We start from the raw sequence: 18,889 nt of genomic DNA on the forward strand, positions 1-18,889 counted from the left end.
CTAAATCTGATTAGTTGTGGAGAAGCCCTGCTGTTTGTATATTTAGGCTTCCCCACTGTTTATTGTCAAGGTTTTATCTTTCTTGGAGTCGGATAAGCGTGGTATTCTTTTCCGTCCAAAAGACACCCGTTTTCTTTAGCACTACGTTTCACTCCATCAGCCCCCCAAGTACCCCATTGTTTGAAAAAGAAAGCTGTACTTGTGGAAGCGTCACACTGGGATTTAATATTCAGAATCCAGTCCTTTTCCACTTTTCTGGCTCTGTTTCCCGATTCACCGCCAACGATAACCCAGTCAATATCAGACAAGTCAAGTGTTCCCAGGTCTTCCAGCAGAGGCTCACAACTGAGGAACCGTACCGGAGCATCCAGTTTCTTCAGGTAATCAATACGGCCTTTCACCTTCTGATTCTCGACTGTAACACCAAGCCATACATTTTCAGGAATGGCATGAGTCGAAAAATACTCATACATCCTCTCTGCCCGTTTTGTCAAAATCTGGAATGTATGCTGTGGACATTTGGTGATAACTTCTATTACTTTGTCGATGAAATCAAACGGAATATCCTTATGGAATAAATCTCCCATACTTACCACAAACACAAGCTTGTTCCCTTTCCATCCAAATGGCTCGTTTAAACATTCAGAATGAATAGTCGGGATAAAGCCATTCTGATATTTGGCCTGTCCCATAGCTTTCAGACGTTCGGCCATCATTCTTGCGTAACAATTCTTACATCCATCACTGATCGGATCACAACCCGCTGTAACGTTCCATGTGGTTGTAGTCCATGAGATTTTGCTGTTATTACTCATTGTTTCTTATTGTTTTTAAATTCAATACTATTATCCCTCTGTCCCTCAGTTTCTTATATCCTATACCCGGGATATTTTTAGGCATAGAAGGGGCTGTAATGGAAATTTTCATTTTTTCCATTATCCTAAAATTTTTAATTATGTTATTGCTTGTTCTCTTCAAATCCACAGACCGTTTCCGATTCCATAACCTCTCTTTGGAAACCATGATGAAAACGGTCTTGTGGAAAGTGGATGTTTTCCGGTTCTATCAGTCTGTTGATTCCACCAAGTTACCGGAAGCATTATATAGTTCGATACTGTGTCCCAGTTCCTTCTCGATATGTTGCTTCAGTGTTTTCGGGTTGACAGCCGGTGAGTCGGCATAGAATCTGATATTTTCCCGACATCCCCTGAAGGCGTTTGTCGCAATACTACCGATACAAAGTGGAATATGAATATCAGTCAGCGATATGCATCCTTCAAATGCTGCCTCACCGATATTCGGATCTATGGGGAGGGTAACTTCCTTCAGGTTTATACATCCCTTGAACAGATTGGCCGGTACTGTATCCGCATAATCTGGAAGTATCACCCTTTTAACGTGTCGGTTCATATAAAAGGCACCGGGAAACAAGCCCGTCCCACTTTTTGACAAATCAATCTCTGTTTTCTTGCAATACATCCGTTTTTGGAATGTATTTTTGTTCCCTTTTAAATGTTTCATAATCATTTTTTATCTTGGCTGGAATTATTCTGTTGGTTGAAAATCACCATCCTGTGTTCCAAAGACGATTATCAAGTTCTTTTTTCATGTCATCCGTCAAATCTTCTCCTTGATATTTGATTTGATCTGTAAACCTGTTAAATACGTAGAATTTACAGTATTTATATCCGAAAGCTAATCCTTCGGAAAACAACCATCTCACTTCTCCGGAGCATTTTGAAATATAACCGTTACAAGAAAGAATACTAAAGAAGAGGTCCTCTCCGTATTTGGTAGAATCCGAAAAACATTCAAGAAACGGTCTGGTAAAGAATGCAAGTTGGGGTTCATCGGCGTTATCCGGATGAATCCATCCTATAGTCATGTCATCACCGCCATCTTCAAGAACAAATTCTTTTGTCAGGGAAACAATTATTCCCATTTCCACCCTATACTTATAGATATAGGCTGTATAGCCATCTCCCCAGTCGAAAGCATAGAAATCGTCACAATGTGAATCCATATCTGAATGGTCAGTATCAGAATGCTCCTGGTACAAAAGAGTATTTTTCTTAATTACCTGATCTATTGTATCCATAATATGATCCCAATTACTGACAAATTCTTCCACTACTTCACCCAGGCAACTATATTCTTTCCGGCCGGGAATAGGTAAACTATCAGCTTCGGAAATATTATTACTATTTAAACCCGAAGACGATTTGCCGTTTTCAAAGTATAATCTCAGCATGATATTCTTTTTTTTATGTTATTTACTGCTATCCTTTTGTTTTCAAAGCCTTTATATTCTACACCAAGGATATTTTTAAGCATAGAAAGGGCTGTAATGGGAATTTTTAGTTTTTCCATTATACCAAATTTTAATTAAAATTAAACTGTAGGAAGCAGGCAGGGCCCATGCCTGCTTTATATTAGAATTTTACATATCTGCCGGGAATAGTTTCAATGTTTATTTCCTCATCCTTGAGAGCAGATTGTAACAGAGCATACCAGAGGTTCAGATCATTGCCAATAACGACCAGCTTCTTTTCCAGGTCGTTATCCAGTGCAGTTACGAGATCACCGTTCCCATCCACTACAGACACCCCACGTACCAGATAATCATTGACCGTAGTAACATGAATTATAACATCTCCAACAGGACACATCAACTGGCATTGTAACTTGTTGATGATTCCGGTATCAAGTTTTGGTTTTTGAGGGGGACATATACTGTATCCATCTTCCCTAAGTTTCTTCAAGTTATTCATTTTCTGAATATTTCTTATAGAATCCCCATCACCTCTCACATGATGGGGAGTTATAGATTACTTCATCCGTTCATTATACAGAGCGTCCAACGCATTTCTCACATTCTGCGCCCTGTCAGCACCTTTGATTTTCTCAACCTTGTCAGCATCCGAACGTGTGAGTCTTGAAGCGAATTCTATGATTTTTTTTGCAGCTTCAGGACCTGGCATATAATCCAGTTCATCCAGTTTGCCAATCACCCATTCCGGAAAAAATTTGCATCCGAGAATTGATTCGGCAAAAGTCCTGGCAAAAGCATCATAAATGGATTTACCACGTTCAAATTTGGAAGAGTCGCTGATTTCCTTGTAGGTTGTTTCAGCTTTCTCATCCGTACCGGCTGCCTTTATCAGCTTTGTTCTTGAAGGTACACCCAGTTTGTTTAATTTGACCCATTCCCATGTCGCTGTATCCCCAAGTTTTTCCAACTTGGACTGGACCCAGAGAAGCATTTCATTTTTTGCAGCCTCCTCATTGGACATTATCAGACTGGTCAGAAAATCCGAACCACCCCACGGTCTTGTTACGACATTGGACTGTCTGAGAAGCTCCAATATGGGAACTGTATTTACGATGGGAAGATAATAATAGCATTCTTTTTTCTCCTCACCACTCTTCAGACTGGAATTTATTTGCTGTACCGCCACATGCCTGTGCTCTCCGTCAATAACAATCAGTATCCTGTCCAGGTTTGGAGTATCCCAGGTTATGGCCTTTCCGTCAAACCAGATAATTTCAAGACCTGCCTCCAGACAATCCCTTGCTGTTACAACCAGACAGGGGGATATGACTCCGTAAGATTTTATGGATGCTATTTTTTTCTTCAAAGCCGCCTGGTTCCTCGCTCTGTTGATTTTCAGTTTGCCAAAAGAATATCCCCGGTTTATCAGAAAGGACAGAGCGACAATATCTCCGATGGTAAGACGGTTCTTTTCTTTTGACTTCGTTTTCTTTGCATGTCCGTCTTTCGCTTCCCCATATACCTGTGGATTCCGTGTCGGTTCATTTGTATTTTCCTTGTCGGTTTCCATTCCGGTTTCTCCTTTATTAGGTGAAGTTGTATCGTTCCCGTTCACTTGTACAGGTGTTCCCTTGTCAGCTTCTGAACTAGGTTGTTGTGTATCACAGGCAGATACACTTGCCTGTAGATCCTTATCCTCTACAGCGGATTTTACTTTCACATTTGACCCTTGCAGATCCAGTGTGGAAACTGCTTCATTGATTAAATGCTTTTCCATTGTACTTTTTAATTTTTAGAGTTAAACTTGTTTTTCTTATTACTCACATGCAGGATCTCCAGTACCTTACAGGTGTCAAAGATTACAGTCTTGCCATTCTGAAAGAGCGCATCATCAAGCAGCCCCTCAGCTTTCATTCTGCTTACCGTACTCACAGAAATACCTAACAGTCTTGCCAACTCTTTAATACCTGTAATGAACTGTGGCAAATTCGGATAATCACCCACTAAAGGATACTTCACCGTTTCCTTTGTTTCCACATCTTTCAATTGTTTCAGTAGTTCTAGTAATTCTGCACCGTTCATTGCCAGTACCGGCTTGTTTAAAAGCGGTTCTATACTCTGATAATTTTTATTCATAATTTTATATCTTGAAATTTTATATTCTGTTCTTTTCCCGGGGACTGCCGCAAATGTATAAACAAAAAAGCAGTTATATGTTGTCACATAACTGCTTTGATATCAATAAATTATATATAACACTACTTGATAATAGAAAGTGGTGTCCAATGTTAATTATCGAGACCTAATACTATCGCTAATGCTAGTTTATACTATCATTTACGTTTTTTTCATCCCTTTATTAAATAGCTTTATAATTTCGTCAATCTTTTGTTTGTCTTCCTTTCCTACTTTATCTACATTTTTTCCTAATTCCCCGGATTGTATTGGTAAATTGTCTATCACAAAGATATTGGCAATTTTATCCCACATATCTCTGGGCATCCTTTTCCGCTTCACCAAGTATAGTCTGACCATAAAGTATTGCAAGGCATGTTTTCCCTTCTTCCATTTTATTCTTCGGCATCCGACTTCATCCGCTTTAAAGTCTGTGCCCATAGTACCTCCAAGCCAATATCGGAACTCTTGTGGGGTACATTGAAAGAATTTATCATTACCTTGCTTGTATAATGTTTCAAAAGCTTTATTCAATAGTTTGGAATCATACTGTTCAAATAGTTCAGGCAGAGATAACGGATTATATATAATGTCTGTTCCCGTATATAACCTTTTAGGCTTCTTCGGGCGAGCAGGAACACTGACATTCTGTGTCTCTGCTAATGAATCCTTCCGTTCGTCAACTTTTACATTCTTTTCTTCGGACACAGGGATTAGCTCATGTGCCTGTCCATTCAGAAATGTGTCTGTTACCTTTCTGTCATCAGATTCTTGATTCTTACACTCATTTTTTTCCTGCACATCGCGTCTGAATCTTGAATTCGAACGTCTATAGCCAAAACGGTTTGAAGTGTTCTCTTCCATGGAAAGATATTCTTTTGTTCTCCTTTTCCTCCTGTATAAATAGCTGCCTAGAATAAATATTCCCTTAGCACATAACTTTATTATAATATCATCCACACCGCTACCGGAAAAGGAACACCATATAGTTTCCTGTGAATTGGCATTTTTTGAGATTTGTCCCATCATATTGCAACTCTTTTAAAATTAATACAATTAATAAAGCAGTACCCGATCTTAGCCAACCGAATACCGCTCCAAATATAAGTAATAAATTTCAAGCTATACCTTTCACATATTCAAAAAGTTGTTTTAGCTGTGTTGCATTCATTTTATCCAGCTTTTCTATGATCTCCGATTTGTATTGGTGGGTGTTCCATTTCTCCATCTGCATCTTTTGGGTTTCGTCAGCCACTTCAATGTAAGGCTTCATACTTTCATAATCCGAATGTCCTGTACAGCTCATTACCACACTGGCCGGAATACCAAGAGCGAGTGAACAACATACAAAAGTCCTTCTTGCATCATGACAGCTAATTTGCTCCCAAAACTTATAGGTATCTTCATGTCTGGTATTGCCTTTGAAATAAACCTGGGATATTTCACGGTCCAATCCGGCAAGTTTGGCGGCTTCTTTCAAGTAATCATTTAATTTTTGATTGCTTGGGACAGGAAATATAGTATCACCTTTGTACCAGGAATATTTTTCAATGATCTTCATGGCATGTTCATTCAGAGCGATATGCAGTTTGTCATCGGTCTTTTCAGTACAGAAATCCAAGTATCCATCCACCAGATTAACCGGTTTGAGTGCGGCCAGATCCGAATATCTGAGTGAGGTGAAGGCCATGAAGCAAAACATGTCCCTGGCTTTTGACAAGTGTTCTTTCTCTTTGGGAAATTCAAAGTGGAAGAAATGCATCAGTTCCTTATATTTTAAAAAGGTGACAGCTTTCGGTATAACTTTTAACTTAGGTTTGAACTCCAGTACACCGGGTTGTATTACATAGCCATTTCTGGAAACCCAACGAAGAAATGATTTTAGCATTTTAAATTGTTTTACAATGGTGCGATTACAATAATTGTTTTTAATGTACCAGTTCATTAGTTGAATCATTTTATCTTTATTCAGCGTGTCCAGTTCTATTTTAGGATCATAGCCTGTTAATTGATGCCACATTTGTTCATATTTATATTGTGCATTTTGACTCCAATTCCCTTCTTGTGGGCGAAGTCGTAAAAAATCAGAAAATATATCTTTTAATGTTTTGGATTTGTTTTCTTTTACAATTTCCTCTTCTTTAATTCTTCCTAATTTTTCATTCACCTGTTCTTTCAAATCTGTGGTAGTTGGTATTGCTGAATGAATGTTATATTTAGCAAACACTTCCTCAATACAGGCAATGAAACTACGGATTGTACTATTGATTTCACGGGCATAAACTGTTTTTCCACTAATCTTATGGGTCGTGTTACTTTTTACCAGTTGCCTGTCGCTATCCCATTTAAGAGGGTCAATAGTGTAACCAACAGAGAACCCCACTTCATTTTTCTTGCTGTTCCATCTCACACGGATCATCAGTTGTCCGTTCTTCATTACATAAGCTCTTGTACTAAAACTTGTCTTCTTCATACGCTTTAAAATTTAATTCTAGTGTGAAATTAAGGGGAGTATTTTAAAGGGAAAAGAGGGTGATATCACATGGGACTGAATGATATTACAAACTAGTTTTCCCTGTTTTATTTTTTAATTTCAAAAGCTAAGATACGAAGACTAATCGGGGGGGAGTAAGACCCTTTAACTACTCCCCCGATTTCTAAGATTATATGGTATTATTAGAGATTAATATAGATCGTTATTTTGGTATATTGTTGATTATTAGTGCTATATGATGTCGGAAAAGGTCTGGTGAATTTATTTCTCATCTCCCTCCAGCTCCACAAACTAAGAGTGATTCGTCCTTGGGTTTTCATAATCCAAGGACGAATTCTTTTTTAGAAGAGTAATGTATGTAGCTTACTCATGTTTCTTTTCTGATTTTTGTAGAATACATTTTCTCTCTTTTTCTAAAGATATTCTTGTTTTTCACGTAAAGACACTTGTTTAAAGATGAATGCTATTTTATTGTTTAATGACTAATTCTATTACATAATCTATGTCATCAGGTACTTGAGGCAGTTTTATAAATATGCCGTCTTTCTCCTGTTTGAAAGAAAGTGGAGTTTTGGAAATGAACTGTATTGCTTTCTTTACTTTTGCCTTCAGAGGTATATAAAGTGCATCATCCTGCAAATCTAGTATATGGATGAATAAACGGTCACCTTTGCGAGTTGATACCCCCCATGTATGAGGAACTACATCACCACCACGGGTTCCATAAATCGTTTCTCCATATTGATTCATCCATTTACCCACCTGTTTTAGATGCTCTACAGCTGTAGCTGGTAATTCTCCGTTGGGTTGAGGTCCAATATTCATTAGCAAATTTGCATTTTTTCCAGCTGCCTTAACCAAATAGTGTATCAATTCTTTAGGGGATTTGTAATTTTGGTCTTCAATTCTGTAGCCCCACATTCCGTTCATTGTTTCACAAGTTTCTAAAGGGAGTTCACTTATTCCTTGTCCTGCTGAAAAACCGGCTTTGTTTTCACCGGGCAAATCACGTTCGAACATTTGGAAATCTTCTCCTGCATAAGGAGTTCGGTGATGATTGTTACCTATTAGACAGGATGGTTGCAGTTTATGAATTAATGCGTATTGTTCTTCCAGTTGCCAATTGAAGTTGGTAGGTTGATCCCAAATACCATCAAACCAAATGGCACCGACAGGACCATAGTTAGTCAAAAGTTCGGTCAGCTGTTTATTCATAAACTTGTAGTAACTTGCCCAGTTTCCATGTCCTTTGGGACGTCCTGTTCCATGTCCGGTGTTTCCTTCCGGATAGTCGTCACGAAACCAATCCAAATGCGAATAATAAAAATGGAGTTTGATGCCTTGTTTTTGACATTCTTCTGCCAGTTCTTTTAGTATGTCTCGTTTGAAAGGGGTGGCATCTACGATATTAAAATCGGATTCTTTTGTATCAAACATTGAGAAACTGTCATGGTGTCTACTGGTAATACAGATATATTTGGCTCCGGAGGTTTTGATGGCGGAAACCCATTCGGCAGCATCGAAGCGCGAAGGATAGAATCCGGATGCCAGTTTGGCGTATTCATTACGGTTGATGTTGTGAGTGTTCATATACCATTCTCCTTGGGCGGTCATACTGTAAATGCCCCAATGAAGGAATATACCGAATTTATTATCTTGAAATTCCTGCCGTGCTTTTATATTTTCAGGAGTAGGTGTATAAATTTGATTGGAGGTTTGTGCGAAGGCTGAAGTTCCCGCCATCAATAACAAGGCTGCGCCTAATTTGATTTTTTGTGCTAATTTGTTTCTCATTGTTATTATAAATTTGTTTTGCGAAATATAGTTATACTCTTGGAATATTTAAAGCATTTTTTGAAAAATGTTGCACTGTGAATTGAGTTTTAATGGATTCTAACTGGGGGTATGTAAAGAGTCTTTTTTGTTTATAAGGTATAAAAAGATGTTTTCTATTGTTTGGAAATTAATCATTCTATACCTTTGTGAAAGTAATATTGAATTTTATATGAGAGTAAAAGAAATTCCTATACTGCTTTTGACCGGTTATCTGGGCAGTGGAAAAACGACATTAGTGAACCATATTCTTTCTAATAAACGTGGTATTAAGTTTGCGGTTATTGTCAATGATATCGGTGAGGTGAATATTGATGCCGACCTCATACAGAAGGGGGGGATTGTAGGAAAGAAAGACGAAAGCTTGGTAGCACTTCAGAACGGTTGTATCTGTTGTACTTTGAAGATGGATTTGGTGGAGCAGATAGATGATATTATGAAGCAGGAGCGTTTTGATTACATTGTGATTGAGGCAAGTGGGGTTTGTGAACCAGCTCCTATCGCACAGACTATTTGTTCTATTTCAAGTATGGGGAATACGTACGGGGGATGTCGTTTGGATTGTATTGTGACTGTGGTAGATGCCTTGCGTCTGCAAAGTGAGTTTTCTTGTGGCAACGATTTGACCTGTAAGGGTATTGACGAAGAGGATATTGAAAATTTGATTATCCAACAGATTGAATTTTGTAATGTTGTATTGTTGAATAAGGCCTCGGAAGTGAAACGTGACGAATTGGAACGTATCAAACAGATTATCCGTACATTGCAACCTGCAGCTGAAATAATAGAATGTGATTATGCTGATGCAGATTTGGATAAGATAATCTATACTGAAGCATTTGACTTTGAACGTACTGCCACTTCTGCCGGTTGGATACGTGGAATAGAGAGTGCCCTTACGGAAGAGCAGAAAAAAGAAGCGGAGGAGCATGAGCATCATCATCACGATGAGGAGCATGCACACCATCATCATCATGAAGGTAGTGAAGTGGATGAATATGGCATCAGTACTTTTGTGTATTATCGTCGTCCGGCTTTTGATATCCATAAATTTGATCGTTTTGTATCCACCCAGTGGAGTCGTAATATTATTCGAGCAAAAGGAGTCTGTTATTTCAGCAATAATCGTGATATGTCTTTTCTTTTTGAACAGGCCGGTGTGCAGAAAAAGTTGAAGGAAGCCGGTTTATGGTATGCTACGGCACCTGAAGAAGAACTGATAGAGGTAATACGTCAGGAGCCGGGCTTATTGCGGGATTGGGATGATAAATATGGAGATCGTATGCAGAAAATAGTTTTTATCGGGCGACATCTTGATAAAGAAGAGTTGATACGTGAACTTGATGAGTGTCTGGAATAGGTTCTCAAAAGAGGATATAATCTTTGGTATGATGGCATCTCATTATACCAAAGATTTTTTATCTTATTTTCTTACCTTATTTCCATTGATATACAGTTCTTTCAGTACTACATCCTTAGCTCCGGTAATTAAATTTCCCTTTTTCTCTACATTATTGAAACGGCTGTTTGTTACATGGATGTCTTCAATATTGACACGGTCGTCATATCCGGTAATCAAGACTCCGTACTTACTTTTTTCACTGGTAACATTATCCAGATATACATGGCGTACTACAGGTGGGAAATTTCTGTCACATTTTTCACGGTTTTCATATTGCAGGTTGATTTTCAAAACGGCTTCGCGACATTCACCTACTTCTACATTACGCACATAAATATTTTCAATGACACCACCACGGCAGTTGTTGGTTTTGATGCGGATGACACGTTCCAGGTTCGGGCTGTCCATTTTGCAGTTTTCAACAAACAGGTTCTTATATCCTCCCGAAATCTCACTGCCTACAACTACACCACCGTGTCCGTCTTTCATTTCGCAATTGCGTACAATGATATTTTCACTTGGTACATTCCATTTCCGTCCGTCGGCATTCCGTCCGCTTTTAATGGCAATGCAGTCGTCTCCAGTATCGAATATACAGTTTTCAATTAATACGTTCTTACTTGATTCCGGATCGCAGCCATCGCTATTGGGACCGTGACTGGAAACTTTAACCCCACGCACTGTCAGACTTTCACAAAATAAAGGATGGATAACCCAAAACGGAGAATTTTTCAATGTTACATTTTCTATTAAAATAGTGTTGCAACGATATAGATTGATAAGTTGGGGACGTAAACCGTCTTCAAAAGTCATTTGGCGCTTATCTATCGGGGCAAATGTTTCGGCGTACATCAGTAATTTGTCTCTGCCGCCATTTTTTTGAGCTGTCATACCTTCCTTCCAGCCATAGTGTGGAGCACCACACATACTCCACCAGTTATCATTACTGGCCTGTCCGTCTATAATACCTTTACCGGTAATGCCTATGTTGCTTTCACCATAAGCATAAATTAATGGATGCAAATTGTAACAGTCTACTCCTTCCCAGCGAGTGAGTACGGTTGGAGTATATAGATATTTCTCTGAAGAAAATTTTAGATAGGCACCTTCTTCCAAATGCAGATTTACATTACTTTTCAGTGTGATAGGACCTGTTAGAAATTCTCCGGGTGGAACTAATACAGTTCCTCCACCTGTCTGGCTGCATGTGAGGATAGCTAGATTGATTGCTTCATGGCAGAGTATTTCACCATTATTTCCTTCTTTGGCACCGAAATCTTTAATGTTGTACACACGATCGGGAAAAGAAGTCTTTTTGATTTGTTTTTCTATTTGCTCACTTTCTTTCCAAATCTCTTGTGGTATTTGTGCATGAGCAAGTCCAAAATATGCACATATACAAAGTACACTAACTAACTTTTTTACCATATCTTTGATGTTTAATAATTAATAATTTCATAGTTACCAAAAAATATCTACGATGCAATATTAAAGCATATAATTAGAAAATAAGTGGATTAATTGCCCATTATTGTGTAAATTCTAATAATAGAGGAATAACTGCTGCTACATTTTTATATTATTTGTATATTCGTACCTTAATAATCTGATATTATGAAATACATCACTTGTATATATTGATATCTGTTGGGGAATTCTTGTCGTGATAGGAGGTAGTATTTCTACTACCAAAGATAGTCTTCTGAATATTATAAGATATACAAGCGCAGGATTCCATTAATTCTTCTAGTCTGAAAAAATAATTTAGTGAACTACCTGTAAAGTATGGAGTAGATCAATTGAACTATGAAAATTACCGTTTGGAAACTAAGAACAGGAGTTTTTTAGTAATTAGACTTTTTATGGTACTTGTATTGGTGAAATTACCAAAAGGGGAAATGTTTATCTCCACCAATGAATTGTATTTGTCGTTAGTGATAGAGAGCCTGTTTGATAATACTAATAAATTTACAGATTCTGGATCTGTAACTCTTAAAATAAAGTTGGATAAGGCACAAAGTAAGTTACGAATTGAAGTAACTGATACCGGCTGTGGCATTCCTCCCGAAGAACGGGAGGAAATATTTCTGTGTTTGTCTGTATAACTTAGTGTGTGCCTTCTTCAATGTCACGCTTTCGTTTCAATGCTTCCAGGAAATAATAGTCTGCATAATTTAAAGGTACATCTATTTCTGTGCCATGAGGAATACTGCCCACTGAATGCATTAATAAAAAGTTACCATTTTTTCCAAGAGATGCCAGATAGTTTGGTGAGGCTAGAGAGGCCATAATACTGTCTGCATAGTTCTTATAACTGTTTGCATCAGGCACATCCATTGTACTAATTTCATAAAGTGCAGAAGCTATACAAGAAGCACTTGAAGCGTCTCGTGGTTCATTGGGAATATTGGGAGCATCCATATCCCAATAAGGAATCAAGTCTTTGGGAAGCCGGGGATGTGTTTTCATAAATTGGAAAGTCTTCAATGCCTGATTCAGATACTTTTTATCATGAGTTTCCCGGTAACACACAGTGTAACCATAAATCGCCCATGCTTGTCCACGACTCCAAGTCGATTCGTCTGCATATCCTTGGGCTGTTTGTCTATGCCGTACCATGCCGTCTGCCAAACTATAATCTATTACATGATAACAACTTCCGTTTGTACGGAAATGCTCTTTCAAAGTGCGGTCTGCATGGTTCACTGCTATATGATAAAAGGTGGAATCACCAGATAATTTAGTTGCTTCAAATAGTAACTCTAAATTCATCATATTATCTATTATGACCGGACATTCCCAACCGCGTTCCGATTGCCAGCCGCGGGTCACATCCCATGATTGGATAATTCCTGGCTTTTCACGGAAACGAGTAGCTAATGAACGTGCAGCTTCTATCATGACTTCTTTGTATTTGGGTACTTTAGTTGTTCGCCATCCATTGCCGAAACTACAATTTATCATGAAACCTACATCATGGTGCCAAGTCAGTTTTTTGGCTTCTTCTATGGCCGAAGTGTATTTATCAGCTAATGATAAGAGAGTAGTGTCGCCACTTAACTCATATAGATACCACACTGACCCAGGGAAAAAACCACTTCGCCAGTCGGCGTAGTCACAATAATAAATGGTACTGTCAGTTTTCAATGTAACGGGGTTTATAAATTTCTCTGATTTTTCTATAATTTGTATTTCATTCCCGATTTGTGCACGTGCAAATGCTACATTTTTTTCTATAAAGGAATCTGTTCTGGCGGATTGTTTATTTTTCTCTGTGCAAGATCCCCATAAAGTAGAGCAAGCGAGTATTGTAATATAGAGGACTTTCTTCATAGTACTTATTTTTTTATAATTTGCTACGAAGATAATGATAAATTTGTTGAAGAGAAACTTTAAGGTATTCTTTTACTTTGGAAACAGATTGATTCTGCCTCCAAAGTAAAAGAATATTGATCATAGAAATATAATAATCATTTCAGTTATTATTCTTCTTTTTGTAACTGAACTTTTATAGTATTGCTGTATCACTTAATAGTTGATATACCCCACTTATAATTCCTAAAACGAATATGCCGGCTACACATACCAACAGACTGATGCGCATCGGAGTTGCTGTACGAAAATTGCCGATAGGGTCTTCATTAGGTGTGATGAACATGGCTTTTACAATCAATAAGTAATAATACAATGAAATGATTGTATTGACCAATGCGATAAATACAATAAGATAATATCCGCTATGGAATGCTGCCATGAATACAAAGAACTTACTGAAGAATCCGGCAAATGGCGGGATACCTGCCAATGAGAAAAGAGCAAGTGTCATGACCATAGTTAGTTTGGGGTTGGTCTTATAAAGTCCGTTATAATCTTCGCGCTCTATTTTACCGTGGGTATGTTGCTCAATGGTACTGATGACACCGAATACGGCGAGATTGGCGGCAATGTATACTACTATATAATATACTAGGGATGCCATGTCCTGCGGAGTTCCAGCCAGTACAGCCAACATTATGTAGCCGGCTTGTGAAATACTACTGAAGGCCATAAAGCGTTTCAGGTTGTTTTGGCGGATGGCGAACAGATTGGCTATAGTGATGGTGGCTACAATGATAATACATAGTATTTCACTCCATTGTTCAGTCATTGGTCCGAATACTTTCATTAAAATAATCATTAAAGCAAAAGCAGCTGCACCTTTTGAAATAACGGATAGGTAGGCGCTTACTGTAGTCGGTGCACCTTGATAAGTATCTGCTGTCCACAGATGAAAAGGTACCAAGCTTAACTTGAAGGCCAGTCCGGAGAAGAAAAATACTAGTGCAAGAACTTGTAATGGAGTTCCTGTCAATCCGGCAGGGATATCTTCAAAATATAAAGTACCTGCTGTCCCATAAATCATAGAAATACCATAGAGGAAAATACCGCTGGAGAATAAAGCCGAAAGAATGAATTTAGCTCCGGCTTCGGCACTATGTCCTTTATATTTATCGAAAGCTACGAGACAAGCCATAGGAACGGTTGCCAATTCCAATCCAAGGAAGAATAGCAGGAAGTGCCCTGCGCTTACCATGAAATACATACCCAGCAAGGTACTGAGGGTAAGGATGTAGAATTCGCCTTGTTTATGGCGGGTGTCTTCACGTTTTAGCCAAGTGTCTGCTTGTAGGAACACCAGTATGGTACCTATGGTAAGGATGCTTTTTAGAACAGACGCCATAGGGGTTGAGTGGTACATGCCGCCAAATAAAGTCACCTCTTCCGGCCATAGGTTTGCTAAGAGTTGAATGGTCAGCAGGATACATGCCATGGGGCGTAACCAGTGACGTTGTGTTGCCGGTAAAAATAAATCTAACAGAAACATCAGAATAAAAACGGCTGTCAGACTCAGTTCGGCATGCATATGGAGTATTGCAGTTATGTCCATCATTGCTATTTTTTAATTTTTAATTCTCAAATTTTAATTTAATAATTGACTTATGATTGGTTCTACACTGTTACTGATCAGATCGCTTATCCAGAATGGAGCCATTCCTAAACCTGCTACACAGGCGATGAGGCAGATAACGGCTACTCGTTCATCCCAGGTTGCGTCTGTGAGTTTCAGATGTTCGGGATTCAAAACTTTACCATAAAGAATTTTACCTACTACACGCAGGATATAGACTGCGGTAATGACGATACTTGTTGTTGCCACTAGGGTACATACGCGATGGAATGTATCATCATTTTGGAAAGAACCTACAAAGACCGTCATTTCAGCAACAAAACCACTTAGTCCCGGAAGTCCCAAGTTAGCAAGACCGGCAATAACATAACCTACAGCCAGGAAAGGCATAATCTTCATCAAACCTCCCATTAATCGGACATCACGAGTGTGGGTACGTCCGTATATCATACCAATAAGGGCGAAGAACAAAGCGGTCATTAATCCGTGACTCAACATTTGGAGAATAGCACCCGTACAACTGGTGCGTGTCATCATCAGCAGGGCAAAGAGCACCAATCCGCAGTGGGATACGGAGGAATAGGCATTGATATATTTTAAGTCGGTTTGTACCACAGCACTGAATGCACCGTAAACTACAGAAATAGTGGTCAATATCAGGAATACATCTCCCCACATGGCTGCACCTTCAGGCATCAGGTACATAGCAACACGGAAGCATCCGTAACCTCCTAGTTTCATCAATACTCCAGCGTGAAGCATAGAAACAGCAGTCGGTGCAGAAGCATGACCATCGGGACTCCATGTATGGAAAGGGAACAAAGCTCCTAAGACTCCGAACCCCAAGAAGATAAGCGGGAAGAAGATGCGTTGCATTTCATGAGGTATATGCAGTTTGGCGATTTCCAGCAAGTTCATAGTTTCACCGCCTGCACCATAAAAAATACCGAGAATTCCGATCAGTAGAAATGCAGAACCACCCATTAACATTAATGTAAGTTTCATGGCGGCATATTCTTTACGTCCGCTTCCCCATACACCGATGAGCAGATACATTGGAATTAAGGCTACTTCATAAAACATGAACATGGTGAACAGGTCTGTTGAAACGAAGAATCCGAATACCCCTACACTCAATAGAGTGAACCACATGAAATATTCTTTTGTCAATGGTTGTAACTTCCACGATGCAAAAGTACCGGTGAATACAATAATGGAACTAAGTAGCAACATTGCTACTGATATACCGTCTACTCCTACTGAGTAACATATATGGAGTGGTGCATACCAAACTGTGCTGGCTGTGAACAGCATCTCTCCTGTAGCACCGGCTTGGCGTAGTTCGATATAATCAATGGTGAGGTAAACGGATAATGCCAATAATATGGAAGATCCGACAACCATCACTCCGCGAACTTGATTGACGCTGCGCGAAGCCCAAAGGCTCGCGAGCATCAACAAGGGAACTATAATGAAAAAACTTAGTATGTTCATCTTTTTAAATTAAAAATTAAAAAATGGCCATGCGGCGGATTTTTTATTATTCATTAAATTAATAGTATCAGCGTCAATATCAATGCACCTGCAAGGAACCAAATACTGTACTGCTGTACGTTTCCACTTTGCATGTCACGTATTTCATCGGCGGTAGCATGAGTACTCCACGCAGTGAAGTTAAAGAATTGATCGATAACGTGCCGGTCCCACCAAGCTATCGGAGTACTGATGCACCGGAAGATGATTTTCTTGGTTACGAACAACCATATCTCATCCATATAGAAACGGTGGTAAGCTGCTGTGTGCAAACGTGGGAATGTGCGCGCCAGATAGTTGGCTACGGGTTGTCTCTTACCTGCATACATCCATGTAGCTAAAGTGATGGATGCTATAGCAATAATGATACTTGTAGCAGCTATCTGTATATCCAGATGAATGGTATAGGCTTCTCCGTTACTACTGATCAGATTGCCGAAGGGTATGAATCCGGCAATACAGGTGATAGCGGCTAAAAACATCAGCGGGAATGTCATGGTACGTGGAGCCTCATGCGGAGTATGTGCATCAGGTCCGGATTCGTGGGAGTGTCCTTTCCATTCTCCATTCCAGAAAATACAATAATAAAGGCGGAACATATAAAATGCTGTCATGGCGGCAATGCCTGTCATTATCCATCCCATAACAGGACTGAATTGGAAGCAGGCAGTCAGAATTTCGTCTTTAGAGAAAAAACCTGAGAATGGCCAAATACCCGAGATAGCCAGACAAGCAATCAGGAATGTCCAGTGGGTGACGGGCATGAATTTATGAAGTCCTCCCATGGCGCTCATCTCGTTACTGTGTACGGCATGAATGATACATCCGGCTCCTAAGAACAGCAATGCCTTGAACATGGCATGTGTGAACAGGTGGAACATGGATGCCATGTAACCTAGTCCTCCTTCATGAGGATTCATGGAAGTACAAACGCCTAATGCAACAATCATAAATCCAATTTGAGATATAGTGGAGAAGGCGAGCACACGTTTGATATCGCTTTGTGCACACGCCACACTAGCGGCGTAGAATGCAGTGAACGCACCGATATAAGCTATCCAGTGCAGCACTTCGGGCGCATATCCTATAAACAACGGGAACATACGGGCTACCAGATATACACCGGCTACTACCATGGTAGCAGCATGGATTAATGCACTGACAGGAGTAGGACCTTCCATAGCATCCGGTAACCAGATGTGCAATGGAAACATCGCACTTTTACCGGCACCACCGATAAACATTAGCCCCAAGGCCAATGGTATCATACTTCCGGCAACTGCAAGTACCTGAAGTTGGGGGGTGAACGAGAATGTTTCGGCATAATAGCCGTAAATCAAGATACCGATCAGAAAGCCTAAATCAGCGAAACGGGTAACAATAAATGCTTTTTTACTGGCAGCAATCGCTTCTTTCTTGGTGTAATAAAAGCCGATAAGTAGATAAGAAGAAACACCTACCAGTTCCCAAAAGACATACATCTGGAAAATATTAGTTGCTACTACGAGTCCCAACATGGACATGGTAAACAGGCTAAGAAATGCGTAGTAACGTTGAAAGCCTTTTTCACCTTTCATATATCCGAATGAATAGATATGTACCATCAGACTGACGGTGGAAATAACGACTAGCATCATAACTGAAATAGGGTCAAGCATGATTCCCATGTCAATATGCAGGTTCGTTGTGAAAGGTAACCATTCAAAATTATAAGGTGTGAGAGTAGGATAGACGCCTTCTGCCGTACGCCCTCCTGCAAAATAATTGAAGGCAGTGAGGTAGGAAAGCAACGTCACCCCTGCCAGTGAAACGGTGCCGATGGTTCCTGCCAATCCGTTCTTCATACGCATACCTGCCAGCCCCAGTATCAGGAAACTGAGGAAAGGTAGGATAAGGATTAGTATTGTATGTTCCATAATTAGTTTTTCATTTCATTTAAGTTCTTCACTTGGATATTGCGTACATTGCGGTAGATATTGATAATGATAGCAATAGCTACTGCTGTTTCAGCCGCACTCACGCCGATAGCGAACAGGGCGAAAAAAAAGCCTTCCAGTTCTTCGGGAAAAAGGTATCGGTTGAATACGGCGAAGTTGATGTCTACCGAATTCAGTATCAGTTCCACACTGATGAGCATGGCCAATAAATTGCGGCGGGTGAAGAAACCATAGATTCCCGCAAACATCATAAAGGTGGAAACCACCAGATAATATTCCATGTGTACCATAAGTT

Annotated in this window: 18 protein-coding genes; 2 read left to right on the plus strand and 16 right to left on the minus strand. The window is 39.5% G+C overall.

Features of this window, described 5'->3' with window-relative positions:
- Positions 1-65 precede the first annotated feature (65 nt).
- The 10 genes from BVU_RS08825 to BVU_RS08870 all read right to left on the minus strand — a co-directional run bounded on the left by BVU_RS08825 (position 66) and on the right by BVU_RS08870 (position 8,735).
- Positions 66-815: a phage Gp37/Gp68 family protein gene (locus BVU_RS08825; RefSeq protein WP_011965300.1), complete on the minus strand. Its 750-nt coding sequence runs from the start codon at positions 813-815 to the stop codon at positions 66-68.
- A 250-nt stretch (positions 816-1,065) separates the two neighbouring features.
- On the minus strand, positions 1,066-1,521 hold the full coding sequence (locus BVU_RS08835) for a leucine-rich repeat protein (RefSeq protein WP_011965301.1): 456 nt from the start codon (positions 1,519-1,521) through the stop codon (positions 1,066-1,068).
- 43 nt (positions 1,522-1,564) lie between these two features.
- Entirely contained in the window at positions 1,565-2,251 is a 687-nt protein-coding gene (locus BVU_RS08840) for a hypothetical protein (RefSeq protein WP_011965302.1), read from the minus strand.
- Positions 2,245-2,370 (minus strand): hypothetical protein, encoded by a 126-nt coding sequence (locus BVU_RS22725; RefSeq protein ID WP_257228433.1) that lies wholly within the window; start codon positions 2,368-2,370, stop codon positions 2,245-2,247. The genes BVU_RS08840 and BVU_RS22725 overlap by 7 nt, the downstream gene beginning before the upstream one ends.
- 62 nt (positions 2,371-2,432) lie before the next feature.
- On the minus strand, positions 2,433-2,771 hold the full coding sequence (locus BVU_RS08845) for a hypothetical protein (protein ID WP_011965303.1): 339 nt from the start codon (positions 2,769-2,771) through the stop codon (positions 2,433-2,435).
- Between the two features lie 57 nt (positions 2,772-2,828).
- Positions 2,829-4,049 carry a hypothetical protein gene (locus tag BVU_RS08850; protein WP_011965304.1) on the minus strand — a complete coding sequence of 407 codons (1,221 nt, stop codon included), beginning with the start codon at positions 4,047-4,049 and terminating at the stop codon, positions 2,829-2,831.
- Positions 4,050-4,057: 8 nt separating this feature from the next.
- Positions 4,058-4,408 (minus strand): DUF3853 family protein, encoded by a 351-nt coding sequence (locus BVU_RS08855; protein WP_011965305.1) that lies wholly within the window; start codon positions 4,406-4,408, stop codon positions 4,058-4,060.
- 201 nt (positions 4,409-4,609) lie between these two features.
- On the minus strand, positions 4,610-5,476 hold the full coding sequence (locus BVU_RS08860) for a hypothetical protein (RefSeq protein WP_011965306.1): 867 nt from the start codon (positions 5,474-5,476) through the stop codon (positions 4,610-4,612).
- 88 nt (positions 5,477-5,564) lie between these two features.
- Positions 5,565-6,920 (minus strand): site-specific integrase, encoded by a 1,356-nt coding sequence (locus BVU_RS08865; protein WP_011965307.1) that lies wholly within the window; start codon positions 6,918-6,920, stop codon positions 5,565-5,567.
- A 489-nt stretch (positions 6,921-7,409) separates the two neighbouring features.
- Positions 7,410-8,735 (minus strand): alpha-L-fucosidase, encoded by a 1,326-nt coding sequence (locus BVU_RS08870; protein WP_005842890.1) that lies wholly within the window; start codon positions 8,733-8,735, stop codon positions 7,410-7,412.
- Between the two features lie 211 nt (positions 8,736-8,946).
- Here BVU_RS08870 and BVU_RS08875 point away from each other — a divergent pair, with 211 nt between their 5' ends.
- A complete protein-coding gene (locus BVU_RS08875; RefSeq protein ID WP_011965308.1) occupies positions 8,947-10,134 on the plus strand; it encodes a GTP-binding protein in 1,188 nt (395 codons plus the stop codon).
- Between the two features lie 63 nt (positions 10,135-10,197).
- Here the strand turns inward: BVU_RS08875 and BVU_RS08880 are convergent, their stop codons facing one another.
- Positions 10,198-11,604 (minus strand): glycoside hydrolase family 28 protein, encoded by a 1,407-nt coding sequence (locus tag BVU_RS08880; RefSeq protein ID WP_005842886.1) that lies wholly within the window; start codon positions 11,602-11,604, stop codon positions 10,198-10,200.
- A gap of 434 nt (positions 11,605-12,038) precedes the next feature.
- On the opposite strand from BVU_RS08880, the gene BVU_RS08885 reads away from it, so the two are divergent.
- Positions 12,039-12,281, plus strand: a complete 243-nt coding sequence (locus BVU_RS08885; protein WP_011965309.1) for a sensor histidine kinase — start codon at positions 12,039-12,041, stop codon at positions 12,279-12,281.
- A gap of 1 nt (position 12,282) precedes the next feature.
- Here the strand turns inward: BVU_RS08885 and BVU_RS08890 are convergent, their stop codons facing one another.
- From BVU_RS08890 to nuoK, 5 genes are all read right to left on the minus strand, one after another.
- Positions 12,283-13,509 (minus strand): glycoside hydrolase family 88 protein, encoded by a 1,227-nt coding sequence (locus BVU_RS08890; RefSeq protein WP_005842882.1) that lies wholly within the window; start codon positions 13,507-13,509, stop codon positions 12,283-12,285.
- Positions 13,510-13,684: 175 nt separating this feature from the next.
- Positions 13,685-15,106, minus strand: coding sequence for an NADH-quinone oxidoreductase subunit N (locus BVU_RS08895; protein WP_041174433.1), 1,422 nt, complete (start codon positions 15,104-15,106; stop codon positions 13,685-13,687).
- Positions 15,107-15,136: 30 nt separating this feature from the next.
- Positions 15,137-16,618, minus strand: a complete 1,482-nt coding sequence (locus BVU_RS08900; protein WP_005842878.1) for a complex I subunit 4 family protein — start codon at positions 16,616-16,618, stop codon at positions 15,137-15,139.
- Positions 16,619-16,671: 53 nt separating this feature from the next.
- Positions 16,672-18,573, minus strand: a complete 1,902-nt coding sequence (nuoL, locus tag BVU_RS08905; RefSeq protein WP_011965311.1) for an NADH-quinone oxidoreductase subunit L — start codon at positions 18,571-18,573, stop codon at positions 16,672-16,674.
- Positions 18,574-18,575: 2 nt separating this feature from the next.
- Positions 18,576-18,884 (minus strand): NADH-quinone oxidoreductase subunit NuoK, encoded by a 309-nt coding sequence (gene nuoK, locus BVU_RS08910; protein ID WP_005842874.1) that lies wholly within the window; start codon positions 18,882-18,884, stop codon positions 18,576-18,578.
- Positions 18,885-18,889 lie beyond the last annotated feature (5 nt).

The organism is Phocaeicola vulgatus ATCC 8482 (assembly GCF_000012825.1).
Lineage (GTDB): Bacteria > Bacteroidota > Bacteroidia > Bacteroidales > Bacteroidaceae > Phocaeicola > Phocaeicola vulgatus.